The organism is Streptomyces capillispiralis (assembly GCF_007829875.1).
In the GTDB taxonomy this organism is placed as follows: Bacteria; Actinomycetota; Actinomycetes; order Streptomycetales; family Streptomycetaceae; genus Streptomyces; species Streptomyces capillispiralis.
In genome coordinates this window covers 4,138,353-4,163,997 of record NZ_VIWV01000001.1, presented here as the reverse complement: position 1 = coordinate 4,163,997, position 25,645 = coordinate 4,138,353, and the positions used below count along the sequence as shown (strand labels likewise).

Below are 25,645 nucleotides of genomic sequence, written 5' to 3'. Positions count from 1 at the left end.
TCACCGGCTCACCAGGTGGGCCGCGCCGACACCCCGCCGTCCACCACCAGGTCGTGGCCCGTGATCCAGGACGCGAGCCGTGAGGCCAGGAACACGCAGGCGTCGCCGACGTCCTCGGCGCGGCCGAGCCGGCCCACGGCGGACGCCCGCTGCCAGCGGCGTACGCCCTCCGGCCAGGCGTCGGCCAGGCCCTCCCGGTCGATCAGGCCGGGCGAGACCGTGTTGACGCGCACGCCCCACGGGCCGTACTCCAGGGCGGCCGAGCGGGCGTGCATCACCACCGCCGCCTTGGACGCGCCGTAGTGGGCGTGGGCCGGGGCCGGGCGGTGGGCCTCGACCGAGGCGATGTGGGTGACGGAGCCGCCGCCGTCCTGGTCCCGCATGAGCCGTGCGGCCGCCTGGGTGCAGGCGAAGACGCTGGTGAGGTTGGTGTCCACGACCGTACGCCACTCGGCCGCCGTCATTCCGGCGAGTTCCCGGACCGGCTGGATCCCGGCGTTGTTGACGAGCGCGGTCAGCCGGCCGCCGCCCCACTCGGCGGCCTCGGCCACCAGGGCGTGGCAGGCGTCCTCGTCGGTGAGGTCGGCGCGCAGCACGACGGCCTCACCACCCGCCGCACGGATGCGGTCGGCGGTGCCGCGCGCGGACTCCACCGCCGTACGGCAGTGCAGCGCGACGGCGGCGCCCTCCTCGGCGAACCGCTCCGCGATGCCCCGGCCGACGCCGCCGCCCGCGCCGGTGACGAGGGCGACCTGGCCGCGGAGCAGGCCCTGGCCGCTCATGGGCGGCACAGATCCGCGATGAGCGCCGCCCGGTCCGGGTGGCGCGCCGTCAGTTCCGCCGCGTCGCCGTGCTCGTAGCCCTCGTGGGTGAAGCCGGGCGCCATGGTGCAGCCGAAGAGGGTCCAGGCGCCGCCCGCCGCCACCCGTGCCCCCATCCAGGTGCCGGCGGGGACGGTGAGCTGCACGTGCTGGCCGCCGAGGACGTCGGGGCCCAGGACGGGGGTGCGGGAGGTGCCGTCCGGGGCGAGCAGGAGGAACTGGAGCGGGTCGCCGAGGTGGAAGTGCCAGATCTCGTCGGCGGGCAGGCGGTGCAGGGCCGAGAAGTCGCCGGGGGCGTCGGTGAGCAGGGCAACGATGGCGGTGCCCTCGGGCCGGCCGTCGGGCCGCCGCGGACCCGCCCAGGTCTGGCGGAACCGCCCGCCCTCGCGGGGGATCGGCTCCAGTCCGTAGTGGGCGACGAGCTCGTCGGGCGTCATGCGCCGAAGGCTACCTCTCGGGTGAGGAAGGCGAGTTGGGCCTTCTTCTCCGGGAGGTACACGTCGGGCAGGTCGACCTCCGGCAGGACGACCTCGGGGCCCGCCGTGAAGCCCTGCTTCAGGAAGCGGGCGACCGCCTTGTCGTTGGCGACGTCCGGGTCGACCACCACCCGCCGGCGGTCCAGGCCCAGCAGGACGAACGCGGTGAGGGCGGTGAGCAGCCCGGCCGTCCAGCCGGACCGCGCCCCGTCCGGTGCGGCGGGGGCGAGCAGCAGGTGGACGCCGATGTCGCCGGGCAGGACGGGGTAGCACTCGCCGACGCGGTCGGCCTCCGGCTCGTAGGTCTGGAGCAGCGCGACCGGTTCGCCGTCCTTGAGGACGAGGTAGGCATGGTGGGTGTCGAGGGTGGCCATGTGCGCGTAGATTTCGGCGACCTGCTGCTCGGTGAGGCCGTTCATGCCCCAGAAGGCGGCGCGTTCCCCGCTCACCCATAGGTGCAGGAGGGGCGCGTCGGCGGTCGCGTCGAGCGGCAGGACGCGTACCCGGCCGAAGCCGTCGACCAGCTGCTCGTGGACGGCCGTGCGGGCGGTGTACGGGTCGGACATCGGTCTCCTCGTGGGGCGTGCGTCGGTGTCGTTCACCGGGTGGTCGTCCGTGTCCCGGCCGGGCCCTGCGGGCTCCTCGCGGAGCCGGTGCCAGTCGGTGATCACCGGGGCGAGGTCGCCCGCGACCCACAGGGGCTGCTGGTCGCGGTGGTGGGGGGAGCCGGGGACGCCCGAGGCGCCCAGCGGCACCACCCAGCGGCTGTCCTCGCGCCGGGCCAGGTCCCAGACGTAGCGGGCGGCGGGGCCGCGGGCGGCGAGGTCGGTGAGGCCGGGCACGGGGGAGGTGCACAGCACGCAGTCGTGGTCGCCGGACAGACCGGGTTCGTCGTACGGCGTCCCGGGCGGCAGGGCGCGCCAGGGTGCCAGGCGGTGGGTGTCGCCCCAGGTGCCGGCGGGCGGGTGCTCGGCCACCTCCTCCAGTGCGGCGCGCACCTCGGCCGGGCGGTCGACGCCGTACAGCTCCGGGGCCCGCAGGAGGTGTTCGAGGGCGAAGCCGATGCGCGGGAGGAGGGCGAGCCAGGGCCGGAACACCGCCGGGTACGCGGGCGGGGTGCGCAGCGCGGCGAAGGCGGGGTGCGCGGCCAGCCGCCGTACGACCGCGCCGCGCACCGCCGCGTAGGCCGCCGCGTCGGCGCTGTCCGCGTCCATGCGGCGGTCCCAGTGGAGCAGGCGGTCGCGCAGGGCGGCGGCCGGGGCGCTCAGGCCGTCGAGTGCGGCGACGTGGTCCAGCAGGGCGGCGGCGGAGGCGAGGTGGGTGTCGGTGTGCAGGGCGGACATGTCGGCGGCGGCCCAGCGCGTCCGCTGTCCCAGCAGCTCGGTGATGCGGTCGGCGCGGTGCGGCGGGGCGAACTCCACGCCGAGGGGCGCGGCCGGGCCGCGCTGGTTGGCCATCACGGCGACGCCCTCGGTCAGTCCGGCGCGCGGTGCCTCGTGCCACCCCTGCCACTCGTGTCCGGGTTCCCACGCCGGTACCAAGCGGGTCCGGTTGGCCGCGGAGCGCACCGGGACCCGGCCGGCCACCCGGTGCAGGGTGCCGCCCCCGGTGTCGGCGGCCAGGACCACGTTGACCGGTTCGGCCCAGCGGTCGACGGCCGCGTCGACGTCGGCGACCCGGCGGGCGCGCAGCAGCGGCAGCAGGGCGCCGAAGCCGAGGTCGCCGGTGACGCGGGGCGGGTGGCGCAGGGCGACGGCGACCGGGGGCTCGCCGGGCTCGGGCACGCCGTCGTCGAGTCCTTCGGGGCCGCCGATGACGACCGGGCCCCGGTCGGTCTCGATGACCTCCACCTCGACCGGCTCCTCGCCCGCCACCTCGACGGTCTCGGTGTGCCGGGCGGCCCGGTGCCAGGTGCCGTCCGGGCCGAGTGCCTCCACGCCGGCGCCGGTGCGCCGCAGCCGCTCGCGGTAGAGGTCCTGGTAGTCGGCCATGGCGTTGGTGATGGCCCAGGCGACGGTGCCGGTGTGGCCGAAGTGGGCGATGCCGGGGACGCCGGGCACAGCGAGGCCGACGACGTCGAACTCGGGGCAGGACAGGCGGATCTGCTGGTAGACGCCGGGGTCCTCGATGAAGCGGTGCGGGTCGCCGGCGATGACCGCCTGCCCGGTGACCGTGCGTTCCCCGGCGACCAGCCAGCCGTTGCTGCCCGCGGTGCCGGGGCCGTCGGTGGCGAACAGGCCGACCGCGTCCTCGCCGAGGTGGGTGGTGGCGTGCTCGCGCCAGAGCTTGGCGGGGAAGCCGGCGAAGAGGATGTGGGTGGCGAGCCAGACCCCGAGCGGGGTCCAGGGCTCCCAGCGGCCGGGGGCGAGTCCCGTACGCGCGAACTCGGGGGCGTCGGCGGCGTCCAGCCCCTCGTTGACGCCGGCCACGTAGGCACGGATCCAGTCGGCGGTCTCCGAGTCCGTCCGTTCCAGCTCGGTCCAGCAGCGGCGGGCCGTGTCGGCCAGGCGGGCGCGGCGGACGAAGCGGTCCCAGGGCAGGGACTCGGGGCCGAGGAAGGCGGCCGTGGTGCCCTGGGCGCGGTGGCGCTCGACCTCGAGCTGCCAGGCGCGGTCGAGGGCGGTGACCCGGCCCTGGGCGTGCGCGAGGTCGTTCGCGCTGTCCGCCCGCAGATGCGGGATGCCCCAGGGGTCCCGGAAGATCTCGCCGGTCACTGTGCCCTCATTTCACTTTAGGTTAGGCTTCCCTAAGTAGATCGTGGCGGAATCGTACGCGAAAGGTGAAGACGCAGATGGCGCAGGGGCGGGGTTGGGAGGGCGCGGTCCTCAAGCTGCTGCGGGCGAAGGACTTCACCTTCACCGTGACGGGTGCCGAGGACGTCACCGCGGGCTACCGGCGGGTGCACTTCACCGACGGCGGCATGCTGGCGGCGACCGGCGTGCACCCGACGATGTGGGTGCGGCTGTGGTTCGACAACGCGGGCAAGCCGCACCAGCGCGCGTACACACTGGTCGCCCCGGACGCGGCGGCGGACACCTTCAGCCTGGAGTTCGCGCTCCACGAGGGCCGGGCGAGCGACTGGGCGCGGTCGGCACGGCCCGGCGACACCATCGAGGCGACCGTCCAGGGCACCGGCTTCGACCGGCCGGACCCCGAGCCGTCCCACGTCGTCGCCGTCGGCGACCCGGCGTCCCTCCCGGCCATCAACTCCCTCCTCGGCTCGCTCGGCACCACTCCGGCGACGATCTGGCTGGAGGGCGACACGGACGGGCTGCCCCTGCGCGCCGAACCGGGCCTGCACGACGTACGGCGCGTGCCGCGCGGCGACGCGGGCGCGCTGCTCGTCACCGAGGTGACGTCCCGGCTGCCGGACCTGCTGAAGGACGAGACGGACCCGTACGTCTGGATCGCCTGCGACACGGCGACGACGCGCGCTCTCGCGGCCTACGCCCGCAAGGAACTGGGACTGCCCCGGCAGCGGGTGCACGCCCTGGGCTACTGGCGCGCGACCTGACCCCGCCCGCTCCCCGCTCCCCGCCGCACCGTTCCGCCACCCCGCCGGACCGTTCCGCCACCCCGCCGGACCGTTCCGTCACCCCGCCGGACCGGCCTCGCACCGGCGCGCGCCCGTGTGCCCGGCGCGGGATGATCGACGCATGGACGTCACCCTTCACCTCGCCCAGGACCCCGAGGCCGACGAACTCCTCGGGCGCAGTCCGCTCGCCGCGCTGACCGGCATGCTGCTGGACCAGCAGATCCCGATGGAGTGGGCGTTCAAGGGCCCGGCGACGATCGCCCGGCGGCTCGGCGCGGACGACCTGGACGCGCACGCGATCGCCGCACACGACCCCGACGCCTTCACCGCGCTGCTCTCCGAGAAGCCCGCCGTGCACCGCTACCCGGGTTCCATGGCGGGCCGCATCCAGCAGCTGTGCCGGTACCTCGTCGAGCACTACGACGGTGACGCCGAGGCCGTCTGGCGGGGCGTCGGCGACGGCGGGCAGCTGCTGAAGCGGCTGGAGGAACTGCCCGGGTTCGGCAGGCAGAAGGCCCAGATCTTCCTGGCCCTGCTCGGCAAGCAGCTCGGCGTGCGGCCCACGGGCTGGCGGGAGGCCGCGGGCGCCTACGGCGAGGAGCGGTCCTTCCGCTCCGTCGCCGACATCACCGGTCCGGAGTCGCTGGCCAAGGTGCGGGCGCACAAGCAGGAGATGAAGGCGGCGGCGAAGGCGGCCAAGGCCGCGAAGAAGACCGCCGGGTAGGTCTCGGGGCCTTCCCCCCTCCCCGCCGGCCCGTGGCGCACCGGACGCGGCCCGCGTCCCCTTCAGCCGGCCGCTCGTACGCGGAGGCGCGGCGCAGTGCGGTGCGGTGCGGCGCAGTGCGGTGCGGCGCAGTGCGGCGCCGTGCGGTCCACAGCCTGTGCACAACGCGCGCGGTGGCGCGGCGAGGACCGGGAGGGCGGGCCGGGTGAGGGCGCGGCCGGACGCGTTGCCCAGGGTTCGCCCAGGGAGCGCGGGGGCGGCCCCGGGCGCCTCGGAACGGTGGTCGGCGGCCCGTTCTCCCGCTCGCTCGTCTCGGACCCCTGTTCCCGTTTCGCCCGCATTTCGGGTGCCTTTTCCGGCGTCGCACTACGTCGCCATGGCTGCGCCCGGAACGCCTTGACCGGTAGGCTTTCCGTGTGATCTTCAAGCGCATCGGAAACGGCCGGCCGTACCCCGACCACGGCCGGGAAAGCACCCGGCAGTGGGCGGACGTCGCGCCGCGCCCGGTCCGCCTCGATCAGCTCGTGACGACCAAGCAGCAGCTCGACCTGGAAACGCTCCTCGCCGAGGACTCGACCTTCTACGGCGACCTCTTCGCGCACGTCGTGAAGTGGCAGGGCGACCTGTATCTGGAGGACGGGCTGCACCGCGCGGTCCGGGCGGCGCTCCAGCAGCGTCAGGTGCTGCACGCCCGCGTCCTCGAGCTGGACTGACACCCGTCCGGCCCCGCCCGCGCGGGCCGGTTTGGCCCTTTCGGGTTGGACTGCGCACCATCGAATGATCATCTAGTAGGCAGAGCCGCCCGGGCGCACTACGCTGCGCCCATGAGCATGCTCACACCACCTGGCATGGGCGGCCAGTACCGGATCACGGGCGACAAGTACCCGCGGATGCGCCGACCCCGGCGGCGCGGCAGGCTCGTCGTCCTGGCCGTCGCCTCCGTCGCCGTGCTGGGCGTGGGCGGCTGGGGCACGCTCCAGCTCATCGACGTGTTCGCCGGCGGCGGCGACTCCACCTCCGCGACCGGCACCAAGGCGGCCTGCGTGACCCGGCCGAGCCCCGTGGCCGCCCCGAAGGCGCTGCCCGAGCCCGGCGCGATCACCGTCAACGTCCTCAACGCGACGACCCGGGCGGGTCTCGCCCAGAAGACCGCCGACGAGCTCAAGAAGCGCGGCTTCAAAATCGGCGACGTCGCCAACGCGACCAAGGAGTACGACAAGAAGGTCAAGGGCACCGGTGTGCTGCTCGGCCCCGCCTCCGCCCTGGACACCTCGCTCCGGGTGCTCGGCACCCAGCTCGCCGGCGCCGAACGGCGCACCGACCCCGCCCGCAAGGGCGGCGAGGTCGACCTCGTCATCGGCGACGCGTTCCGGCAGCTCGCGAAGAAGGCGGACGCCGACCGGGCCCTGACGGCCCTGACCGCGCCCGCGCCGACGCCCACCGGGACGAAGAAGACCTGCTGAACGGCACGGCCCCGGGGCGTCTGCGGCCACCGGCGACGACTGCCCGGCCGCCCGGGGTGGCTACGCCGCCGCCCCGGGGGTCTGCGCCGCGGCCCTGGACGGCAGCCCGGCCGTGCGGAGTGGCGGCTCGCCGCCCGGGACGGTTGCTCGGCCGTTCGGAGCGCTACCTCGGCCACGAGGGGCGGTGGCCCGGCCGCCCACAGCGGTCACCGGGCCGCCCTGGACGGCAGCCCGGCAGCCCGGGATCACCACCTGAACCACCAGCGGCCATTGCCCGGCCACCAGCGGCAGCGGCCAGCCCGCCCTGAGCGGTTACTCCCCGCCCGGGCTCCCGCGGCCCCGCCGCCCGCAGTGGTTGCCCCGCCGCGTGGAGCGATACTCCGCCGTGTGGAGCGTTACTCCGCCGCCCCGTACATCCGGTCGCCCGCGTCGCCGAGCCCCGGCACGATGTAGCCCTGCTCGTTGAGGCGCTCGTCGACCGACGCCGTCACGACCGTCACCGGCGTGCCGGCCAGCTCGCGCTCCATGACCTCGACGCCCTCCGGCGCGGCCAGCAGCACCACGGCGGTCACGTCGTCCGCGCCCCGCTTGATCAGCTCCTGGATCGCCGCGACCAGCGTGCCGCCGGTGGCGAGCATCGGGTCGAGGACGTACACCTGACGCCCGGAGAGGTCCTCCGGCATCCGGGTGGCGTACGTCGACGCCTGCAGCGTCTCCTCGTTGCGGATCATGCCGAGGAAGCCCACCTCGGCGGTCGGCAGCAGCCGGACCATGCCGTCCAGCATGCCGAGACCGGCGCGCAGGATCGGCACCACCAGCGGGCGCGGGTGGGAGAGCTTGACGCCCGTGGTCGCCTCGACCGGCGTCCGGATGTCGACCTGTTCGGTGCGCACGTCGCGCGTGGCCTCGTAGGCGAGCAGGGTGACCAGCTCGTCGGCGAGACGGCGGAAGGTCGCGGAGTCGGTGCGCTGGTCGCGCAGCGTGGTGAGCTTGTGGGCGACCAGGGGGTGGTCGACGACGTGGAGACGCATGGCGTCAACATTAACCGGGCCCGCTGGGCTCGGCGTCCCCGCACGCGGCAAGCCTCCCGGGCACCGGTCACTCCTTCGCTGGCGTCAAACCCCCCGTCCGGGGGAAGGTGGGAGGGACGGACTGGGGTGGTGAACCGATTGCGTGAGCAGGAAGAACGAGACGTCCCGTCGTCGCACGAGACCTCCGGCCCGCCCGGGACCGGGTCCGTGTCCGCGTCCGGGTCCGAGACGGAGGCCGAGCGGCGGCGGCGCCGCGCCCGGTTCCTGCGCGAGCTGGCCGAGGCCCGGGAACTGCGCGACCGGGTCCAGCCCCGCCGCGCCAAGGCGGCCCGGCTGCGGCACGCGATGCGCATGCGCACCTTCCGCTGGTAGGACGCCCCGCCCGGCTCCGGTCCCGCCGACCGGAGCCCGTGGTGCCGGGAAGATCGCGCGACGCGCGGGTGTTGGGTGCGGTGGGCGTGCGGAGAGGGCGGGCGGATCCGCGTACGATCCGCACGTGGCGACAAGGAGTTCGCTGGTGGGTCCTCGATGGGCCCACCCGGCGAACTGCGATCGAAACCGCCGGACACAGGGAGCCGAAGACGTCCCCTGACGGCCTTGTTTCTGCCACGATTCCGAGTGGGTGGGGCTCGGAACGCCGACCCCCCACCCGCACACCTCCGCCGGGGGGATTCCCAACCGGCACGCCTATGACCAGTGGGAGAGTCACGGTGTACTTCGCCGCACTGCTCGCGCGCACCGAAGACGGGTGGGAAGCGAGCGACACAGAGCTCGACGATGTGGAAACCCTGTCGGATCTGGCCGACCTGGCCCGGGAAGCCTCTCCCGACGAGGACACGGTCCTCGTACTGATCGAGCAGGAGGACGGCTGGTTCGGCGTCGTCCGCGTGGACGGCGAGGAGGACCCTCGCATCTACGTCTCCGACGCCGCCGCGGCCGCCCGCAGCAGCTACGGCGAGATCCTGCTCACCGACGAGCTGCTCGGCCGTGAACCCGGGGACGACGGCGCCGATCTGGACGCCCTCGACCTCGACGGCACGGAGGACGGCGAGCCGGACGACGAGGACGCCGACGACGGCCCCGCGTCCACCGGATCCGCCGACGCCGTGCCGCACGGACCGGTCGGTGACGCGCAGGTCCTGGAGGATCTGGGCGTGAGCGAGAAGGAGTTGCGATCCATGACCGAGGACGCCGTCAACGAGATCGCCGAGGCCCTGGGCGCCTCGGAGGTCCTGGAGACCGTCCGCTGACCGTGCCGGCCACCTCACCCCCATGCGCACCCGGCTCGCCGCCGGATCCGGTCCGCGACCGGTGGCGGGCGGCGATGCGGCTCGCCCTGGACGAGGCCGAACTGGCCGTCCCGGGCGGGGACGTTCCCGTCGGCGCCGTGGTGCTCGCCCCGGACGGCACCACCGTGCTGGCCTCCGCGCACAACGAGCGCGAGGCCGGCGGCGACCCCACCGCGCACGCGGAGGTGCTCGCCGTCCGGCGGGCCGCCGCGCGGCTCGGGGAGTGGCGGCTGACCGGCTGCACCCTGGTCGTCACGCTGGAGCCCTGCACCATGTGCGCGGGCGCGGTCCAGCAGTCCCGGGTGGACCGGGTCGTGTACGGCGCCCGGGACGAGAAGGCGGGCGCGGTCGGCTCCCTCTGGGACCTGGTCCGCGACCGGCGGCTCAACCACCGGCCCGAAGTGATCGAGGGCGTGCTCGCCGAGGAGTGCTCCCGGCTGCTCACGGAGTTCTTCCGCCGCCGGTGAATACCGATTTCGAACCATGCCCCACCGTGCTGTAAGGTCTCCCTCGGTAGCGTGTCCGAGCGGCCGAAGGAGCTCGCCTCGAAAGCGAGTGTGGCGCAAGTCACCGAGGGTTCAAATCCCTCCGCTACCGCTGGTGAAGGGCCTCGTCGTCAGACGGGGCCCTTCGTGCGATCATGGGGCCCGCCGGGGCATGTGACACCAGCGCACACCAGTGACAGGGGAGGGCCGCGATGGCGGTGAACGCGAAGAAGATCGCCGTCTACGTTCTTGTGGTCTTCGTGCTGTATCTGATCATCACCGACCCGGCCAAGGCCGCCGACTACGTCCAGATAGGGTTCGAGGGCATCTCGGACGCCGCGAAGGCCGTCGGCGACTTCATGACGTGGCTCGCCAACGGAGGACAGTGATGATCCGCCACCTGGTGCTCTTCCGGCTGAACGAGGGTGTCGAGCGCGACGACCCGAGGGTCGTGAAGGGCGTGGAGGCCTTCCGTTCGCTCGACGGCAAGATCCCGGAGATCCGCTTCTGGGAGTGCGCCTGGAACATCAGCGACCGGCCCATCGCGTACGACTTCGCGATCAACTCGGCGTTCGAGGACGCGGCCGCGCTGCGCCGTTACGTGGAGCACCCCGAGCACCAGGCCGGCGTCGGCCTGTGGCGGGAGTTCGCCACGTGGGTGATCGCCGACTACGAGTTCTGATCACCGGCCTTCCGAAGCCCCCTGCCATGACGGCAGGGGGCTCTCTTGTGTCGTGTGCACATATTTGTCACCCAACACGGAATATGCGGTGCTTGCACACAGTGAGTCAGTCTTGTGATGCTATGACCGCTTTTGACGGACGAGTTGACCGAACAAGAGGTGGCGTTGACCGTGTCGGCCAGTACTGCGCCACCCCAGGACGAGATGTCCCCCGACGCGCTCCAGGCCCCGGCCACACCCCAGCCCCCGGCCACCGCACCGACCACCGTCGCCGCACAGGCTCCCGGCACCGAACCGACCTCGAACGCGAACGCCCCGCACGTCCCGAACGCCCCGGAAACCCCGGAGGATTCCCAGCCGCCGAGCCCCGCCAAGCGGCGCGGCGCCGACACCCGGGCCCTGACGCAACTGCTCTTCGGCCAGCTCAAGGAACTGGAGCCGGGCACGCCGGAACACGCCCGCGTGCGCGCGGCGCTCATCGAGGCGAACCTCCCGCTCGTGCGCTACGCGGCCGCCCGCTTCCGCTCCCGCAACGAGCCGATGGAGGACGTCGTCCAGGTCGGCACGATCGGGCTGATCAACGCCATCGACCGCTTCGACCCGGACCGGGGCGTGCAGTTCCCGACGTTCGCCATGCCGACGGTGGTCGGCGAGATCAAGCGGTACTTCCGCGACAACGTCCGCACCGTCCACGTACCGCGCCGGCTCCACGAGCTGTGGGTCCAGGTGAACAGCGCGACCGAGGACCTGACGACCGCCTTCGGACGCACCCCCTCGACCGCCGAGATCGCCGAGCGGCTGCGCATCTCCGAGGACGAGGTGCTGTCCTGCATCGAGGCCGGACGGTCGTACCACGCCACCTCGCTGGAGGCCGCGCAGGAGGGCGACGGGATGCCGGGACTGCTGGACCGCCTGGGCTACGAGGACCCCGCCCTGGACGGCGTCGAACACCGCGACCTCGTACGGCACCTGCTGGTGCAGCTGCCCGAGCGGGAGCAGCGCATCCTGCTGCTGCGTTACTACAGCAATCTCACCCAGTCGCAGATCAGCGCGGAACTCGGCGTCTCGCAGATGCACGTGTCCCGCCTACTGGCACGTAGCTTCCAGCGACTGCGATCCGCAAACAGGATCGAGGCGTAGCCGGAACGAGCGAATCGCTCATCAGTGCTGTTCTGTGCGTTTCTGGGCCGATAGCCCGTCAGACCCCTTGTTTCCAGGGCTGATTCACATCTCAGATGTCGACATGTCACTACAGCGCGTTGCCGACATGTGACATTCTGCGGGAAGCGCGTTTGCCGGAGCCTCGGCGCCGGTATTCAGGTGAAGGCTGCGTTCCTCGGACGGGAGCGTCCGCCGCGACCGTCCCGCGACCCAAAGGGGGTGGCATGTCCGCAGAACAGGGCAGCTCGAAGGTGCTCACGCTCGCGGAGAGCGAAACAGCTCCCCATGCTCTCGACGCACTCGGCCCCATCGACGAAGGCCCGGCCCTCACGGCCACACCCGCTCCGGAACTCCCGGACACGGCGGCCCTCGACACCCGCACCCTGTCCCGCTCCCTGTTCCTGCGCCTCGCCGCGCTCGACGAGGACAGCCCCGAGCGTGCCTACGTCCGGGACACCCTGATCGAACTCAACCTCCCGCTGGTGCGGTACGCGGCGGCCCGGTTCCGCTCGCGCAACGAGCCGATGGAGGACATCGTCCAGGTCGGCACCATCGGGCTGATCAAGGCGATCGACCGCTTCGACTGCGAACGGGGCGTCGAGTTCCCGACGTTCGCGATGCCGACGGTGGTCGGTGAGATCAAGCGGTTCTTCCGCGACACCTCGTGGTCGGTGCGGGTGCCGCGCCGGCTGCAGGAGCTGCGCCTGGCGCTGACGAAGGCCAGCGACGAGCTCTCCCAGAAGCTGGACCGCTCGCCGACGGTCACCGAACTCGCCGCCGTGCTGGGCGTGTCGGAGGAGGACGTCGTCGACGGCCTCGCGGTCGGCAACGCGTACACGGCGTCCTCGCTGGACTCCCCCGCCCCCGAGGACGACGGCGGCGAGGGCTCGCTCGCGGACCGCCTCGGCTACGAGGACACGGCACTGGAGGGCGTGGAGTACCGCGAGTCCCTCAAGCCGCTGCTCGCCAAGCTGCCGCCCCGGGAGCGGCGCATCATCATGCTGCGCTTCTTCGCCAACATGACCCAGTCGCAGATCGGCGAGGAGGTCGGCATCTCCCAGATGCACGTCTCGCGGCTGCTCACGCGGACGCTCGCGCAGCTGCGCGAGGGCCTCATCTCGGACTGACGCGCGGCGCGCGGGTCACGGGGCGTCGGCCGGACGCTCCGCACCCGGCATCGGACCGTGGCCGCCGGGGCGCCTGATACGGACGCAACGGCGGCCGCCGCGTTTCTCGCGCCGCTTCGGCGCCGGCCGGGCCACCGCGGCCCCTCATGGACCGGGCCGCCGCCGCCAACGCGCCGGCCCCGTGTCCCCTACTTCAGCGCGAGCCAGGCGACCGCGGCGACGACCGCCACGGCCACCACGATGCCGACGATCAGGCCGATCCGCGGCCCACCGCCCGTGGTGGCGGCCTGCCGGCCCTGCGGCGCCTCATCGACGAACGCGCGGAACATCTGGGTGCTGCCGGCGGGGTCGTGGTTGCCCTGCGGGCCCTGGGAGTTAGCCATGCTCCGAGACCCTAGCGAATCCCCGACGGGCGGCCCAAGCGGGGCAGGTGAAGGACCCGGGCGGAGCAGGCGCACGGCATGGGCGGACGGGCGCGGGCCGTGCCACCTGGGCGTTTACTAGTGCGATTACTTGCCTTTGCCATGTTTTTAGGACGGGAGACCCCCTTTTTGCTTGCCTGTGGCAACCATCGATTTTATGGTTGCTTCAAGCAACAAAACGGAGGTGTCATGGCCGAGCCGGCGCAGTACGAGGAACTGGTGCGCCAGTTCAGCGCCTTCGGCGCCGTCAAGCGGGAGATGAACCGGATCATGCCGGCGGACTGTCCCAGCGGCTCCGCCGGCGTGCTGACGCTGCTCGGCCGTCACGGCGCCATGCGCATGAGCAGGCTCGCCGAGCTGATGTCGGTCGACCTGTCGGTCACCAGCCGCCACGTCGCCCACCTCGCCGAGCGCGGCTGGATCGAGCGCTCCCCCGATCCCGCCGACAAGCGCTCGCGCATCCTGCACCTGACCCCGTCCGGCCAGGAGCAGCTCGACGAGCTGTTCCGGCGGACCACCCGGCTGCTCGCCGAGCGCCTGTCCGACTGGACCGACGACGAGGTCGGCCGGCTCACCCTGCTGATGGCCCGGCTCAGGGACAGCTTCGGCGACTGCCGTGCCGCGCCCCGGCCGGCCCCTCCCGCTCCCGAACAGACCACCCGTACACCCGCAAGCACGTAAGAGAAGGAAGTCCATGGCAACGACCACACCATCCGGTGTGCGGGCTCATGCCAAGCACGGGGGAGGCTCCTCGGAAAGCCACGCTCCGATGACGCACCGGCAGATCATGGAGGCACTGTCCGGGCTGCTGCTCGGCATGTTCGCCGCCATCCTGTCCTCCACCATCGTCACCAACGCCCTGCCCGAGATCGTGGGCGACCTCGGCGGCGGGCAGAGCGCCTACACCTGGGTCGTCACGGCCTCGCTGCTGGCGATGACCGCCTCCACCCCCCTGTGGGGCAAGCTCGCGGACCTGGTCAGCAAGAAGGCCCTGGTCCAGATAGGCCTGGTCGTCTACGTCGTCGGCTCCGTCGTCGCCGGCCTCGCGCAGAACCCGGCGATGCTGATCACCGCCCGCGCCATCCAGGGCCTGGGCGCCGGCGGTCTGTCCGCGCTGGCGCAGATCATCATGGCCGCGATGATCTCCCCGCGTGAGCGCGGGCGGTACTCCGGCTACCTGGGCGCGACCTTCGCCGTCGCCACCGTAGGCGGTCCGCTGCTCGGCGGCGTCATCACCGACACCAGCTGGCTCGGCTGGCGCTGGTGCCTCTACGTCGGCGTGCCCTTCGCACTGATCGCGCTGGTCGTGCTGCAGAAGACGCTGCACCTGCCGGTGGTCAGGCGGAAGGTCAAGGTCGACTGGGCCGGCGCCTTCTTCGTCACCGCCGCCGTCTGCCTGCTGCTCGTCTGGGTCACCTTCGCCGACGACAAGTACGCCTGGCTGTCCTGGCAGACCGGTGTCATGGTCGGCGGCGCGGTCGCGCTGACGCTGGTCTTCCTGTTCGTCGAGTCGAAGGCCGCCGAGCCGATCATCCCGCTGCGGCTGTTCCGCAACCGCACCATCACCCTGGCCTCGCTGGCCTCGCTGTTCGTCGGCATCGCGATGTTCGCGGGCACCGTCTACTTCAGCCAGTACTTCCAGCTGGCCCGCGACAAGTCCCCGACGATGTCGGGCGTCATGACGATCCCGATGATCGGCGGCCTGTTCGTGTCGTCCACGGTCTCCGGCATGATCATCACCCGGACCGGCCGGTGGAAGGGCTGGCTGCTGGCCGGCGGCGTGCTGCTGACGGCGGGCCTCGGCCTGCTGGGCACGATGCGCTACGACACCCCCTACTGGCACATCGCGATCTACATGGCGCTGATGGGCCTGGGCGTCGGCATGATGATGCAGAACCTGGTGCTGTGCACCCAGAACCAGGTGGCCCCGAGCGACCTGGGCGCGGCCTCCTCCGTCGTCACCTTCTTCCGCTCCCTGGGCGGCGCGGTGGGCGTCTCGGTGCTCGGCTCGGTCATGTCGACCCGGATCGGCCACTACGCCTCCGACACCATCGGCTCACTCGGCCCGCAGGAGCAGGCGGCGGCCGCCAAGGCCTCCGGCAGCGGCGCGATCCCCGACATGGACCTGCTGCCCCCGGGCATCCGGACCTGGCTGGAGAGCGCCTACGGGCACGGCATCGCCGACATCTTCCTCTACGTCGCCCCGATCGCCCTGCTCGCCTTCCTGGTGACCCTGTTCATCAAGGAGGTCCCGCTGCGCACCTCCGGCGCGCTGGCCCAGGCCGCGGAGGAGACGTCCCCGGCCACCGCGCGGGCCACCGCCGAGGCGCCCGCCCCGGCCGCCGACGCGGCCCCGGCCCGTGCCGTCACCGACACCGCGACCGGACCGGAGGTCACGGCTGAGCCCGTGAACGGCACCGGCGCGGAGGGCGCGGCCGCACAGCCGCTGTCCGCCGTGGCCACGGTCGCGCCCCCGGAGGGGTCCGCCGCCGGCGGCGTCCCGGTACGAGGTTTCGTGCGGGGCGCCGACAGCACGCCCGTGCCGCGGGCGGCCGTCACGCTGATCTCCCTGGCGGGGCGTCAGCTGGGCCGGTCGGTGGCGCAGTCCGACGGCTCCTACGCGGTGGACGCGCCCGGCACCGGGTCGTACGTCCTGATCGCCGCCGCCGACGGGCACCAGCCGCAGGCGTCCACGGTCGTGGTGAACGGCGAACCGGTCGCCTACGACATCCTGCTCAGCGGCACCAGCGGACTGAACGGCGTCGTCCGGACCGTCGGCGGCGGGCTGCCGGTGAAGGACGCCATGGTGATCGTCACCGATGTGCGCGGGGACCTGCTGGCCGCCGGGAGCACCGGTGAGCAGGGCGAGTTCGCCTTCGCCGAGCTGGTGCCGGGCGCGGTGACCGTCGCGGTGAACGCCGCCGGGTTCCGGCCGCGGGCGCTGCCCGTCGAGGTGGGCGGCACCGGTGTGACCCGCGTCGAGGTCGAGCTGGAGACCGGCGCCCAGGTGCGGGGCGTGGTCCGCGCCCCGCACGGACCGCTGGCCGACGCCCGGATGACCCTGGTCGACGCGGCGGGCAACGTCGTCGGCACGGCGACGACCGGCGCGGACGGGGCGTACGCCTTCACCGACCTGGACGGCGGCGAGTACACCGTCATCGCCACGGGCTACCCCCCGGTGGCCACCGCGCTGACGGTCACCGGCGGCGGAGCCGACGACCACGACATCGAGCTCGCCCACCCGGGCGAGTAGCACGGCCCCGGCCCGCAGCGGACGGGCGCGTCCCGTAGCGGAGACGCGCCCCCGCCGCGGGCCGGTCACTTCACGACCGACGTGTGAGCTTTCGCAGGGAGAAGACGGGATGCCACTGACCGCGAGGATCCGTACCCGGGACGGATGGGCCGTGTCGCACGCGGTCGTCACGCTGGCCGACGCCACCGGTACGCAGGTGCTGCGCGCCGGGGCGGACGCCGAGGGCGTCGTCCGGGACACCATCGCGCTGGCGCCGGGGGCGTACACCGTGATCGTCACCGCGGTCGGGTACGCGCCCGCCGCCGCGAGCGCCGTGGTCACCGCGAGCGGGCGGGCCGAGGTCGGGACGGTGACCCTGGCCCGGCAGGGCGGCTCCGAACTGCCGCCGCCCGGGCCGTGGACCGTCGACCCGGCGCACTCCGCCGTGGCCGCCGTCGCCCAGCACCTGGGCATCTCCAGCGTGCGCGGGCGGTTCACCGAGTTCACGGCCGCGGTGGAGGTCGCGCCGGACGACATCGCCACGTCCCGGGTGGAGGCGGTGATCCGGGCGGCGTCCATCGACACCGGCAACGCGACGCGCGACACCCATCTGCGGTCCGCGGACTTCCTGGACGTCGAGCGGTACCCGGAGATCACCTACCGGTCCACGGGGCTGACCCCGGCCGGCGCCGACCGCTGGACCGTCCACGGCGAGCTGGCCCTGCGCGGTGTCGTGCGCCCCGTGGACCTGGACCTGGCCTACCTCGGCACCGGCGCCGACCCGTGGGGCGGCACCCGGGCGGCCTTCCGCGCCACGGCCGAACTGCGGCGCGAGGACTTCGCGATGCACTACAACCAGGTCCTCCAGGCGGGCATCGCCGCCATCGGCACGACGCTCCGGGTGGAGCTGGACGTCCAGGCCGTCCAGGGGGAGTCGCTGCCCGCGCTGTAGTCCTGTGGCCCGGTGGTTCTGTAGCGCCGTGGCCCTACGCCCCTTCGGGGGACGTCAGGGGTTGGTGTGGGCGTCGACGACGCGGCGGGCGAGGTCGCGCAGTTTCACGTTCTCCCGCTGCGAGGCCCGTACCAGGCTGTCGAAGGCGCCCGCCGCGTCGATGTCCAGGCGTTCCATGAGGATGCCGGTGGCCTGGCCGATCAGGTCCCGGGTGCGCATCGCCTCGGTGAGCTGTTCGCGCACGGTGGCGGAGTCGAGGGCGATGCCGACGTGCGCGGTGAACAGCCGCCCGATGCGCAGCGCGGTCTCGTCGAAGGCCCGCGGCTTGCGGGCGTAGGCGGTGAGCACGGTCAGCCGGCGGCGGTCGGCGCGCAGCCGCAGCGACAGCACGGAGCGCAGGCCCAGGTCCGCCAGCGTGTCCTCGCCCTCGTCCCCCTCGCTGTCCTCGACCGCGGCCACCGGGGCGGTCCACAGGCGGTGCCAGTACGGCCGGTGCTCGGACGCCGGGGCTCCGTCCTCGGCGGCGCGCACCACCTCGTCGGTCCAGGCGAGCGTGCGGCGCCCGTTGTTGCGTTCGATCACGGAGATGCCCACGTGGTCGGCGCCGGGCACGAGGTCCACGGCGAGACGGACCGCGGTGTCGAGGGTGCTCTCCGGGCTGGAGGTGTCGTGCAGCCGACGGGCCGCCGCCGTAAGCGCTTCCGCCAGTTCCAAACCGTCAGGAAAACGGGGCAAATCAGAAAACCGGGACGCAGCCACCACGAACCTCTTCGGCGTGCACGACCGACCGGCCGTGCGCAGGAGAGCTCCGCAGCACATTCCCGACTGCGAGCACAGGACGTACAGAACTTTAGCCGCTTCCGCTGATCCGCTCCGACGTGGTGCAATGGGTGGACGGGTCAGGAAGTGGCCTTACCGGAATCCCGGACACATGTCTGTCAGGTGAGTGCCGTGTCCTTCCTCCCGTCGTCCTCCGGACCGCGCGGTCCGTCCGCGCGTGTGCTGCTGCCGTTCCCGCCCGAGATCGACTTCTCCAACGCGGACGGGCTGCTGCCGCTGATCATGTCCCGGGCCCGCCCCGCCTCGGGCCGCCGGCCCCGGATCGTGGTCCTCGACCTCACCGCGACCCTGTTCATGGACTCCCAGGGCGTCCGCCTCATCAACGACGTGCGCCGGCTGCTGCGCCCCCGGACCGGGGTGTACGTGGTGGCCCGTCCGGACAGCGTGGCGAGCCGCGTCCTGGAACTGACCGGCCTGCGCCGCGACGTCCCCGTGTACGACAACGTCGCCGAGGCGATGGCGGCCTAGTCTGACGCCATGGCACCGAACATCGCGACGAACACCCGCGTCTCCCTCGACGAGTTGCTCGACTTCGTACGGCCCCGGCACCGCGCGATCCTGCTCACCCGGCGCGCCGACGGCGGCCCCCAGGGCTCACCGCTGACCTGCGGGGTCGACGACTCGGGCCGGATCGTGGTCTCCACCTATCCCGAGCGTGCCAAGACCCGCAACGCCAGGCGGGACCCCCGGGTGAGCCTGATCGTCCTCAGCGACGAGTGGAACGGGCCCTGGGTGCAGATCGACGGCACCGCCGAGGTGGTGGATGCGCCCGAGTCCGTGGAGCCGCTGGTGGAGTACTACCGGAACATCGCCGGGGAGCACCCCGACTGGGACGAGTACCGGCAGGCGATGGTCAAGCAGGGCAAGTCCCTCATCCGCGTCACCCCGGAGCGCTGGGGTCCGGTGGCCACCGGCGGGTTCCCGGCGCGGCTGGCCGAAGGGGAGTAGGCCCGGAGGCGCGTGGGCGCCTGGAGGCGCGTGAGCCCGCCCAGTCCGGCCTGCTCGGTCCGGTTGCCCGGTCCGGCCCGCCCGGCATCTCGGGATCGGCCCTCGGTACCGGCCCTCAGTCCTCCCGGGCGCGGGCGACCATCGCCTCGATGCCCGCGACCAGCAGGTCCAGGGCGAAGGCGAAGTCCCGCTCCATCATCTCCTCGACCGTGTCGCCGCCGCGGGCCTCCATGACCCTCGCGGACTCCCCGATGACCTCGGCGGCGTCCGGTGACCGCGTCACCTCGCTCATGGCGTGCCGGTGGTACTCGTCGGGGGTCATGCCGGCCGAGGCGACGCGGGCGAAGAAGTGCCCCTCGATCGTGCCGTAGCCGTAGACGAACTGGAAGACGGCGGAGATGGCCCCGGTCAGCCCCCGCGCGGGCAGCCCCGTCTTCCGGACGACCTGCTGCATCACCTGGGAGAACGCCAGCGCGTTGGGCCCGATGTTGAGGTACCTCCCGGCCAGCGGCGACAGCCACGGGTGACGCACCAGCAGGGCGCGGTACTCCCGGGCGAGCGCGCGCAGCTGGTCGCGCCAGTCCTCGTCGGCGGCCGGATCGGGCAGCGCGGGCTCGCCGAAGACCGCGTCCAGGGCGAGTTCGAGGAGGTCGTCCTTGGTGTCGACGTACCAGTAGACGGACATCGCCGTCACCTGCAGTTCGGCGGCGAGCCGGCGCATGGAGAACCGGTCCAGGCCCTCGGCGTCCAGCAGCCGCACGGTGGCCCCGGTGATCCGCTCCCGGTCCAGCCCCGACGGCTGTCCGCCGCCGCGTCCGCCCCGGCGGGCGGCCCTGCCCTCCAGCCAGACACTGGACCGCGCCCCGCGCCCGGACCGCTGGTCTGCCCTCACCATGGCGCACCTTCCTCGACTCCCCGACGCCGGTTCGTACCGGGCACCCCCCGCGAGGGGCGCTCCAGGACGCCCGTCCCCCCGCGGACCGCCCCGGCGCTCAGGCCTTCTCCCCGGAGTCTGCCCGGTCCGCCCGGCGCAGCAACGCCGCCGCGATCAACCCGCCCAGCAGCACGGCCAGCGCCCCCACCAGCAGACTCGTCTCCAGCCCGGAGGAGAACGCGCCGGTGATGCGCGCCCGCTCGCCGTCCGAGCCCGCCGCGGCCAGCGCCACCGGCAGCGAGCTCGCCGCGACCGGGACCAGTGCCGCGAACCGCGCGTTGAGCACCGCACCCAGCACGGCGACCCCGAGCCCGGTGCCGAACTCGGCGAGGGTGCCGTTGATCCCCGCGCCGACGCCCGCCTTCTCGCGCGGGATGGAACTCATGATCGCGTGCGACATGACCGGGCTGCCGACGGCCGTGCCCGCCCCGATCAGCACCAGGCCGAGCAGGGTGCCGGCGTAACCGTGCTCGGTGAGGGTGGCGATCGACACCAGCCCGGCCGCCATCAGCCCCATGCCGAGGGCGATGGAGACCGGGGTGCCCATCCGCGCCGACCACGTCGTGGCCACGCCGGTGAAGTTGAGGGCGACGACGGTCAGCGCCATCGGCGCGGTGCGCAGGCCGGCCTCCAGGGGGCCGTAGCCGAGGACGAACTGCAGGTACTGGGTGAGCAGGAAGAGCGCGCCGCCCATGCCGAAGGTGATCAGCACCAGACCGCCGACGGAGGCGGTGAAGCGGCGGTTGCGGAAGAAGTGCGGGTCGAGCATCGGGTGGGGGATGCGGCTCTCCCAGTACGCGAAGGCGCCGAGCACCGCCACGGCCGCGGCCGCCGTGCCCAGCACCCGGCCCGAGGTCCAGCCGTGCTCGGGTCCCGAGATGATCGCGTACACGAGGGACGCCATGCCGATGGTGGAGAGCACGGCGCCTGCCAGGTCGGGCCGGTCGCCCCGGCGGTTCCTGGACTCGGGGACGTAGGCGGTGACGGCGGCCAGGGCGAGGGCCACGACCGGCAGGTTGACCAGGAAGATGGCACCCCACCAGAAGTGGTTCAGGATGAACCCGCCGACCAGCGGCCCGGCCGCGAACCCCAGCGAGTTGACGGCGGCCCAGATGCCGATCGCCCTGGGCTGCTCCTCGTGCGTGAAGATCTGCATCACGACGGCGAGGGTCGTGGTCAGCAGCAGCGCGCCGCCGATCCCCATGCCGGCCCGCGCGGCGATCAACTGGCCCGCGGACTGAGCCAGTCCGGCCCCCAGCGAGCCCGCGCCGAACAGGGCCAGGCCCACGAGCAGCATCCGCTTGCGGCCGTAGCGGTCGGCGGCGTTGCCCGCGGTGAGCAGCAGCCCCGACTGCACCAGGGAGTAGGCGTTGATCATCCACTGGATGTCGGCGGTGGAGGCGTCCAGCTCCCGGGTGAGGGAGGGGATCGCCACGTTCAGGACGGTGTTGTCCAGCAGCACGGTGAGCTGGGCGAGGCAGATGACTCCCAGGATCAGCCAGCGCCGCGCGTGGCCCTGGGGCTGCGGAACCGCCTGGTCGGGGGACCGGCCGGGGGCGCGCTCCTGAGGTGATGCCGTCATGCTGTACAGCGTAGAACAGCTCCTGTACGGCGTACAGCTCGGGCGGGCGGGGCGAACGGGTGAGGGTGGTGGCGTGCCGTGGCGCCAGCGCCCTCGCCCGTCGTCACCGGTGGGTGTCGGCCGTCAGTCGCCGCTCGTCTTCTGCGTGAGGTCGTAGAAGGTCGCCGTACCGGCCGTCACTTCCTCGAAGTTCTCCGCCACCCAGGTCGCGATCTGCGCGGAGGTGCCGGAGTCACCGCCACCGCCGCCCATGCCGCCGCCGGAGACGAAGTAGTGGATCTTCCCTTCCGCCACGTACTCCTGGAACTGGGCGAGGGTCGGGGACGGGTCGGTGCCGTTGAAGCCGCCGATCGCCATCACGGGCTCACCGGTGGCGAGTTGGTAGCTCGCGGCGTTCTGGGCGCCGATGGCGGCGGCGGCCCAGGTGTAGTCGCCGGCGTCGGCCTCCAGCAGTTCCCGGGCCTCGGCGTCGACGTCCGCGCCGCCGAGGAGACCGCCCATGCCGCCGCCTCCTCCTCCCGGCATGCCTCCCTCGGCGCTGCCGCCGGGGGCGGTGGGCGCGGTCCGGCCGTTCTGGCCGTTCTGGGTCCCTCCCCCGTTCTGGTTGCTTCCCCCCTTCTGGTTGTTCTGGCCCGTCGGGCCGCCCCCCGGGAAGCCGCCGGTGCCGGTGCCGCCCGCGCCGGGCGGGGTCCGGCCGTCCGGACCGCCCTGCTGGTTGCCGCCCCCGCCGGGGAAGCCGCCACCCCCGCGGGGACCGCCGCCCATGCCCGCCCCCGCCGGACCGGCGGTGACGATGGAACCGGTGTGCGGCTCCTGCACGGTGCTCAGGGTGTACGCCGTCGGCCCGGCCAGCGCCGCGATCAGCCCCAGCCCCGCCGCCGACAGGGCCAGCCGCGGCCCCAGCCTGCCGGCGAAGACCAGCCCGAGCGCCGCGGTCAGTCCCCCGACCAGCACCAGCCACTTCAGCCACGGCAGGTAGTCGGGCGTGCGGTTGAGCAGCACGTACCCCCAGGCGGCCGTGGCCGTGACGGCGGCCGCGAGGGCGAGCGAGGCCCAGAGCGCGTGCCGCTTCTCCCACAGGGCCGCCGCGCCCATGCCGACCACGGCCGCGAGGTAGGGGGCGAGCGCCACCGTGTAGTACTGGTGGAAGATGCCGGCCATGTAGCTGAAGACCACCGCGGTCATCAGCAGCGAGCCGCCCCACACCAGGAAGGAGGCGCGGGCCAGGTCGGTCCGTGCGGCCCTGCGGGTGAGGAACAGGCCCGCGACGAGCAGGATCAGCGCGGCGGGCAGCAGCCAGGAGATCTGGCCGCCAATCTCGGAGGTGAACATCCGGTCCCAGCCGGTCTCGCCCCACTGTCCTCCGCCGCCCATGCCGCCACCGCCGCCGACGCTGCCGGTCTCCTCGCCGTTGAGCCGGCCGAGCCCGTTGTAGCCGAAGGTCAGCTCCAGGAAGCTGTTGTTCTGCGAGCCGCCGACGTACGGCCGCGAGGACGCGGGCCACAGTTCGACGACCGCCACCCACCAGCCGCCGGAGACGACCAGCGCGACGGTCGCCAGCGCCAGCTGCCCCAGCCGCTTCCGCAGCCGCACCGGGGCGCAGACCCCGTAGACGAGGGCGAGGGCCGGGAGGATCAGGAAGGCCTGGAGGGTCTTGGCGAGGAACGCGAAGCCGATGGCGGCCCCGGCCCACACCAGCCACTTGGTCCGGCCGTCCTCCAGCGCGCGCACCACGAGGGAGCAGGCGAGGGACATCAGCAGCGCCAGCATCGCGTCCGGGTTGTTGAACCGGAACATCAGCGCCGCGACGGGCGTCAGCGCGAGGACCGTCCCCGCGATCAGTCCGGCCGCCGGGCCGAAACGGCGCCGGACGGCCGCGTACACCACGGCGACCGTGGCGACGCCCATGAGCACCTCGGGGACGAGGATCGCCCAGGAGTTCAGGCCGAAGATCCTGACCGAGAGCTCCATCGGCCACAGCGAGGCCGGCGGCTTGTCGACGGTGATGGCGTTCGCCGCGTCCAGCGAGCCGAAGAAGAACGCCTTCCAGGACTGGCTGCCCGCCTGGACGGCCGCCGAGTAGAACGAGTTGGCGTATCCGGAGGCGCTCAGGTCGTAGAGGTAGAGCAGGCCGGTCACCAGCAGCAGTCCGAGGAAGGCCGGGCGCACCCAGCGGGGGTCCTCGGGCCGGCCGCGCCACACTCTGCGGGGCAGGGGCGGCCGGGGTTCACTCGGCGCGGGGGTGGACGCGGTGTGACGGGGCGCCGTCGGAAGCGGGGGTTCCCAGGTGGCGGGGTCCGCCGGGGGACTCGTCCGGTCATACGGGGTGGTCATGAGAAGTCCCTCGGGTCGTTGTCGGTGGAAGGGCGGGACGGGAGGGGCGGGGTGGGCCGGCTCTCCTGGAGGGGCGAGATGGGTCGGCTCTCCTGGAGGGGCGGGGTGGGTCGGCTCTCCTGGAGGGGCGGGACGGCGTGGGTGGCCTGCGGGCCTTGGGTGGCTGGGGTGGCTGAGGTGACCTCGGTGACCTGGCTGGTCTGGGCGTTCCGGAAGGACGGGCGGGAGGTGGGCAGGGGGGCGCGGACCGGCCGGAGCGGTGTGGTCGCGTCCTGCCAGGAGGGAGCGGCGGGAGCGCCCTGCCGAGAGGGGGCCGAGGGCGCGTCCTGCCAGGAAAGGGAGGGCGCGTCGGCCGAGCGGCCCCGGTCCGGGAACACCCACGCCCGGAAGAGGAGGAAGCGGAGCACCGTCGCCGCGAGGTTGGCGGCGACGAGGACCGCCAACTCGGTGGAGTGGGCGGGGTCGCTGCTCGCCGTGTCGAGCGCGGCGAGCGAGCCGCTGGTCAGCGCGAGCCCGATGCCGAAGACGACGAGCCCCTGCGCCTGGTGCCGTACGGCCCCGCCCCGCCCCCGCACGCCGAAGGTGAGCCGCCGGTTGGCGGCGGTGTTGGCGACCGCCGAGACCAGCAGGGCGAGTCCGTTGGCGGTCTGGGAGCCGGCGAAGGACCGGAAGCCGCTGTAGAGCAGCAGGTAGAACAGGGTGGACAGGGCGCCGACGACGCAGAATCCGACCAACTGCCGGGCCAGTCCCTGGGGTACGTCCTTGATGTCCCGGTCACGGGGGTCGTCACCGAAGGGGCGGGCGAGCCGGTCCAGCGGCAGCGCCCCGGTGGCCAGGGCCCTGTCGACCCGCCAGACGCCCTTGAGGTCGTCGGTCGCCGTCTTCACGATGTGCACGGTGGAGTCGGGGTCGTCGACCCAGTCGACGGGCACCTCGTGGATCCGCAGCCCCGCGCGCTCGGCGAGCACCAGCAGCTCCGTGTCGAAGAACCAGCCGCTGTCCTCCACCAGCGGCAGCAGCACCTGGGCCACGTCCCGGCGGATCGCCTTGAACCCGCACTGCGCGTCGGAGAAGCGGGCCTGGAGCGAGCCGCGAAGGATCAAGTTGTACGAGCGGCTGATGAACTCCCGCTTGGCGCCCCGCACCACCCGTGAGCTGCGGCTCAGCCGGGAGCCGATGGCGAGGTCCGAGTGGCCGGAGATCAGCGGGGCGACCAGCGGCAGCAGGGCGTTGAGGTCGGTGGACAGGTCGACGTCCATGTAGGCGAGGACGGGGGCGTCCGAGCCCGACCAGACGGTGCGCAGCGCCCGGCCGCGTCCCTTCTGCTCCAGTCGGACGGAGCGCACCTCCGCGATCCGTTCCGCCAGTCGCGCGGCCACGTGCGGGGTGCTGTCCGTGGACGCGTTGTCGGCGATCGTGATGCGGAACGCGTACGGGAAGGTGCGGGTGAGGTGCTCGTGCAGTCTGCGGACGCACGGCTTGAGGTCCTTCTCCTCGTTGTAGACGGGGATCACTACGTCCAGGACCGGCGTACCGGCTCCGGCGGCCGGGAGGTGCTCCCGCGCCGGCAGGGTGCCGGGAGAGGAATCGGTTCGCATGGAACCGAC

Annotated in this window: 26 protein-coding genes and 1 tRNA gene; 17 read left to right on the top strand and 10 right to left on the bottom strand. The window is 73.2% G+C overall.

The window, feature by feature from the left end; translation table 11 throughout:
- Nucleotides 1-8 precede the first annotated feature (8 nt).
- From FHX78_RS17880 to FHX78_RS17870, 3 genes are read right to left on the bottom strand one after another with little or no spacing between them, the layout of a single operon-like run.
- Nucleotides 9-782 carry an SDR family NAD(P)-dependent oxidoreductase gene (locus FHX78_RS17880; RefSeq protein ID WP_145868444.1) on the bottom strand — a complete coding sequence of 258 codons (774 nt, stop codon included), beginning with the start codon at nt 780-782 and terminating at the stop codon, nt 9-11.
- Nucleotides 779-1,258, bottom strand: coding sequence for a cupin domain-containing protein (locus FHX78_RS17875; RefSeq protein ID WP_145868443.1), 480 nt, complete (start codon nt 1,256-1,258; stop codon nt 779-781). Before FHX78_RS17875 ends, FHX78_RS17880 begins: the two co-directional genes overlap by 4 nt.
- Entirely contained in the window at nt 1,255-4,011 is a 2,757-nt protein-coding gene (locus tag FHX78_RS17870) for a GNAT family N-acetyltransferase (RefSeq protein ID WP_145868442.1), read from the bottom strand. The genes FHX78_RS17875 and FHX78_RS17870 overlap by 4 nt, the downstream gene beginning before the upstream one ends.
- 77 nt (nt 4,012-4,088) lie before the next feature.
- Here FHX78_RS17870 and FHX78_RS17865 point away from each other — a divergent pair, with 77 nt between their 5' ends.
- The 4 genes from FHX78_RS17865 to FHX78_RS17850 all read left to right on the top strand — a co-directional run bounded on the left by FHX78_RS17865 (nt 4,089) and on the right by FHX78_RS17850 (nt 7,019).
- Nucleotides 4,089-4,811 (top strand): siderophore-interacting protein, encoded by a 723-nt coding sequence (locus FHX78_RS17865; RefSeq protein ID WP_145868441.1) that lies wholly within the window; start codon nt 4,089-4,091, stop codon nt 4,809-4,811.
- Nucleotides 4,812-4,953: 142 nt separating this feature from the next.
- Nucleotides 4,954-5,556, top strand: a complete 603-nt coding sequence (locus tag FHX78_RS17860) for an HhH-GPD-type base excision DNA repair protein (RefSeq protein ID WP_145868440.1) — start codon at nt 4,954-4,956, stop codon at nt 5,554-5,556.
- Nucleotides 5,557-5,972: 416 nt separating this feature from the next.
- Entirely contained in the window at nt 5,973-6,269 is a 297-nt protein-coding gene (locus FHX78_RS17855) for a type II toxin-antitoxin system VapB family antitoxin (protein ID WP_004943146.1), read from the top strand.
- Between the two features lie 135 nt (nt 6,270-6,404).
- Entirely contained in the window at nt 6,405-7,019 is a 615-nt protein-coding gene (locus FHX78_RS17850; RefSeq protein WP_145872043.1) for a LytR C-terminal domain-containing protein, read from the top strand.
- A 395-nt stretch (nt 7,020-7,414) separates the two neighbouring features.
- Here FHX78_RS17850 and upp read toward each other — a convergent pair whose 3' ends face one another.
- Nucleotides 7,415-8,050, bottom strand: coding sequence for a uracil phosphoribosyltransferase (upp, locus tag FHX78_RS17845; protein ID WP_145868439.1), 636 nt, complete (start codon nt 8,048-8,050; stop codon nt 7,415-7,417).
- 138 nt (nt 8,051-8,188) lie between these two features.
- Here upp and FHX78_RS36820 point away from each other — a divergent pair, with 138 nt between their 5' ends.
- The 8 genes from FHX78_RS36820 to FHX78_RS17810 all read left to right on the top strand — a co-directional run bounded on the left by FHX78_RS36820 (nt 8,189) and on the right by FHX78_RS17810 (nt 12,794).
- Nucleotides 8,189-8,422: a hypothetical protein gene (locus tag FHX78_RS36820; RefSeq protein WP_167531788.1), complete on the top strand. Its 234-nt coding sequence runs from the start codon at nt 8,189-8,191 to the stop codon at nt 8,420-8,422.
- 338 nt (nt 8,423-8,760) lie between these two features.
- Nucleotides 8,761-9,300 (top strand): tRNA adenosine deaminase-associated protein, encoded by a 540-nt coding sequence (locus tag FHX78_RS17840; RefSeq protein WP_145872042.1) that lies wholly within the window; start codon nt 8,761-8,763, stop codon nt 9,298-9,300.
- A 74-nt stretch (nt 9,301-9,374) separates the two neighbouring features.
- A complete protein-coding gene (tadA, locus tag FHX78_RS17835) occupies nt 9,375-9,806 on the top strand; it encodes a tRNA adenosine(34) deaminase TadA (RefSeq protein ID WP_145872041.1) in 432 nt (143 codons plus the stop codon).
- Nucleotides 9,807-9,851: 45 nt separating this feature from the next.
- Nucleotides 9,852-9,936 (top strand) — tRNA-Ser (locus FHX78_RS17830).
- Between the two features lie 100 nt (nt 9,937-10,036).
- Nucleotides 10,037-10,213 carry a hypothetical protein gene (locus FHX78_RS17825; protein ID WP_145868438.1) on the top strand — a complete coding sequence of 59 codons (177 nt, stop codon included), beginning with the start codon at nt 10,037-10,039 and terminating at the stop codon, nt 10,211-10,213.
- Nucleotides 10,213-10,506: a Dabb family protein gene (locus FHX78_RS17820; protein WP_145868437.1), complete on the top strand. Its 294-nt coding sequence runs from the start codon at nt 10,213-10,215 to the stop codon at nt 10,504-10,506. Before FHX78_RS17825 ends, FHX78_RS17820 begins: the two co-directional genes overlap by 1 nt.
- Before the next feature lie 204 nt (nt 10,507-10,710).
- Nucleotides 10,711-11,646 carry an RNA polymerase sigma factor SigF gene (locus FHX78_RS17815; protein ID WP_145872040.1) on the top strand — a complete coding sequence of 312 codons (936 nt, stop codon included), beginning with the start codon at nt 10,711-10,713 and terminating at the stop codon, nt 11,644-11,646.
- A gap of 245 nt (nt 11,647-11,891) precedes the next feature.
- Nucleotides 11,892-12,794, top strand: coding sequence for an RNA polymerase sigma factor SigF (locus FHX78_RS17810; RefSeq protein ID WP_145868436.1), 903 nt, complete (start codon nt 11,892-11,894; stop codon nt 12,792-12,794).
- 188 nt (nt 12,795-12,982) lie between these two features.
- On the opposite strand, the gene FHX78_RS17805 is transcribed toward FHX78_RS17810, so the two are convergent.
- Complete coding sequence (locus tag FHX78_RS17805) at nt 12,983-13,177, bottom strand: hypothetical protein (protein WP_145868435.1); 195 nt, start codon at nt 13,175-13,177, stop codon at nt 12,983-12,985.
- A 228-nt stretch (nt 13,178-13,405) separates the two neighbouring features.
- Between FHX78_RS17805 and FHX78_RS17800 the strand changes: the two genes are divergently transcribed.
- From FHX78_RS17800 to FHX78_RS17790, 3 genes are all read left to right on the top strand, one after another.
- Entirely contained in the window at nt 13,406-13,897 is a 492-nt protein-coding gene (locus tag FHX78_RS17800) for a MarR family winged helix-turn-helix transcriptional regulator (RefSeq protein WP_145868434.1), read from the top strand.
- 88 nt (nt 13,898-13,985) lie between these two features.
- Nucleotides 13,986-16,469: an MFS transporter gene (locus FHX78_RS17795; protein ID WP_483025207.1), complete on the top strand. Its 2,484-nt coding sequence runs from the start codon at nt 13,986-13,988 to the stop codon at nt 16,467-16,469.
- Between the two features lie 109 nt (nt 16,470-16,578).
- Nucleotides 16,579-17,400, top strand: coding sequence for a YceI family protein (locus tag FHX78_RS17790; protein ID WP_145868432.1), 822 nt, complete (start codon nt 16,579-16,581; stop codon nt 17,398-17,400).
- 54 nt (nt 17,401-17,454) lie between these two features.
- Here the strand turns inward: FHX78_RS17790 and FHX78_RS17785 are convergent, their stop codons facing one another.
- The gene (locus FHX78_RS17785) at nt 17,455-18,219 is read right to left on the bottom strand and encodes an ANTAR domain-containing protein (protein ID WP_145868431.1); all 765 of its coding nucleotides are present in this window, start codon (nt 18,217-18,219) and stop codon (nt 17,455-17,457) included.
- Between the two features lie 123 nt (nt 18,220-18,342).
- Between FHX78_RS17785 and FHX78_RS17780 the strand changes: the two genes are divergently transcribed.
- Together FHX78_RS17780 and FHX78_RS17775 are read left to right on the top strand one after the other, a co-directional pair.
- Nucleotides 18,343-18,708 carry an STAS domain-containing protein gene (locus tag FHX78_RS17780; RefSeq protein WP_145868430.1) on the top strand — a complete coding sequence of 122 codons (366 nt, stop codon included), beginning with the start codon at nt 18,343-18,345 and terminating at the stop codon, nt 18,706-18,708.
- 9 nt (nt 18,709-18,717) lie between these two features.
- Complete coding sequence (locus FHX78_RS17775; protein ID WP_145868429.1) at nt 18,718-19,188, top strand: PPOX class F420-dependent oxidoreductase; 471 nt, start codon at nt 18,718-18,720, stop codon at nt 19,186-19,188.
- 115 nt (nt 19,189-19,303) lie between these two features.
- On the opposite strand, the gene FHX78_RS17770 is transcribed toward FHX78_RS17775, so the two are convergent.
- The 4 genes from FHX78_RS17770 to FHX78_RS17755 form a co-directional block, all read right to left on the bottom strand.
- On the bottom strand, nt 19,304-20,083 hold the full coding sequence (locus FHX78_RS17770) for a TetR/AcrR family transcriptional regulator (protein ID WP_145868428.1): 780 nt from the start codon (nt 20,081-20,083) through the stop codon (nt 19,304-19,306).
- A gap of 97 nt (nt 20,084-20,180) precedes the next feature.
- Entirely contained in the window at nt 20,181-21,704 is a 1,524-nt protein-coding gene (locus FHX78_RS17765; protein WP_145868427.1) for an MFS transporter, read from the bottom strand.
- Nucleotides 21,705-21,827: 123 nt separating this feature from the next.
- A complete protein-coding gene (locus FHX78_RS17760) occupies nt 21,828-24,038 on the bottom strand; it encodes a glycosyltransferase family 39 protein (protein WP_145868426.1) in 2,211 nt (736 codons plus the stop codon).
- Nucleotides 24,035-25,636, bottom strand: a complete 1,602-nt coding sequence (locus FHX78_RS17755) for a bifunctional glycosyltransferase family 2/GtrA family protein (RefSeq protein ID WP_145868425.1) — start codon at nt 25,634-25,636, stop codon at nt 24,035-24,037. Before FHX78_RS17755 ends, FHX78_RS17760 begins: the two co-directional genes overlap by 4 nt.
- Nucleotides 25,637-25,645: the final 9 nt, after the last annotated feature.

Excerpts from the sequence above, each read along its gene's own strand:
- FHX78_RS17790 (WP_145868432.1), top strand. The coding sequence starts at position 16,579 with ATGCCACTGACCGCGAGGATCCGTACCCGGGACGGATGGGCCGTGTCG.
- FHX78_RS17810 (WP_145868436.1), top strand. The coding sequence starts at position 11,892 with ATGTCCGCAGAACAGGGCAGCTCGAAGGTGCTCACGCTCGCGGAGAGC.
- FHX78_RS17880 (WP_145868444.1), bottom strand. The coding sequence starts at position 782 with ATGAGCGGCCAGGGCCTGCTCCGCGGCCAGGTCGCCCTCGTCACCGGC.
- FHX78_RS17775 (WP_145868429.1), top strand. The coding sequence starts at position 18,718 with ATGGCACCGAACATCGCGACGAACACCCGCGTCTCCCTCGACGAGTTG.
- FHX78_RS17860 (WP_145868440.1), top strand. The coding sequence starts at position 4,954 with ATGGACGTCACCCTTCACCTCGCCCAGGACCCCGAGGCCGACGAACTC.
- FHX78_RS17765 (WP_145868427.1), bottom strand. The coding sequence starts at position 21,704 with ATGACGGCATCACCTCAGGAGCGCGCCCCCGGCCGGTCCCCCGACCAG.
- FHX78_RS17825 (WP_145868438.1), top strand. The coding sequence starts at position 10,037 with ATGGCGGTGAACGCGAAGAAGATCGCCGTCTACGTTCTTGTGGTCTTC.
- FHX78_RS17785 (WP_145868431.1), bottom strand. The coding sequence starts at position 18,219 with ATGTGCTGCGGAGCTCTCCTGCGCACGGCCGGTCGGTCGTGCACGCCG.
- FHX78_RS17800 (WP_145868434.1), top strand. The coding sequence starts at position 13,406 with ATGGCCGAGCCGGCGCAGTACGAGGAACTGGTGCGCCAGTTCAGCGCC.
- FHX78_RS17875 (WP_145868443.1), bottom strand. The coding sequence starts at position 1,258 with ATGACGCCCGACGAGCTCGTCGCCCACTACGGACTGGAGCCGATCCCC.
- FHX78_RS17820 (WP_145868437.1), top strand. The coding sequence starts at position 10,213 with ATGATCCGCCACCTGGTGCTCTTCCGGCTGAACGAGGGTGTCGAGCGC.
- FHX78_RS17760 (WP_145868426.1), bottom strand. The coding sequence starts at position 24,038 with ATGACCACCCCGTATGACCGGACGAGTCCCCCGGCGGACCCCGCCACC.
- upp (WP_145868439.1), bottom strand. The coding sequence starts at position 8,050 with ATGCGTCTCCACGTCGTCGACCACCCCCTGGTCGCCCACAAGCTCACC.
- FHX78_RS17795 (WP_483025207.1), top strand. The coding sequence starts at position 13,986 with ATGACGCACCGGCAGATCATGGAGGCACTGTCCGGGCTGCTGCTCGGC.
- FHX78_RS17755 (WP_145868425.1), bottom strand. The coding sequence starts at position 25,636 with ATGCGAACCGATTCCTCTCCCGGCACCCTGCCGGCGCGGGAGCACCTC.
- FHX78_RS17770 (WP_145868428.1), bottom strand. The coding sequence starts at position 20,083 with ATGGTGAGGGCAGACCAGCGGTCCGGGCGCGGGGCGCGGTCCAGTGTC.
- tadA (WP_145872041.1), top strand. The coding sequence starts at position 9,375 with ATGCGGCTCGCCCTGGACGAGGCCGAACTGGCCGTCCCGGGCGGGGAC.
- FHX78_RS17815 (WP_145872040.1), top strand. The coding sequence starts at position 10,711 with ATGTCCCCCGACGCGCTCCAGGCCCCGGCCACACCCCAGCCCCCGGCC.
- FHX78_RS17850 (WP_145872043.1), top strand. The coding sequence starts at position 6,405 with ATGGGCGGCCAGTACCGGATCACGGGCGACAAGTACCCGCGGATGCGC.
- FHX78_RS17805 (WP_145868435.1), bottom strand. The coding sequence starts at position 13,177 with ATGGCTAACTCCCAGGGCCCGCAGGGCAACCACGACCCCGCCGGCAGC.
- FHX78_RS17865 (WP_145868441.1), top strand. The coding sequence starts at position 4,089 with ATGGCGCAGGGGCGGGGTTGGGAGGGCGCGGTCCTCAAGCTGCTGCGG.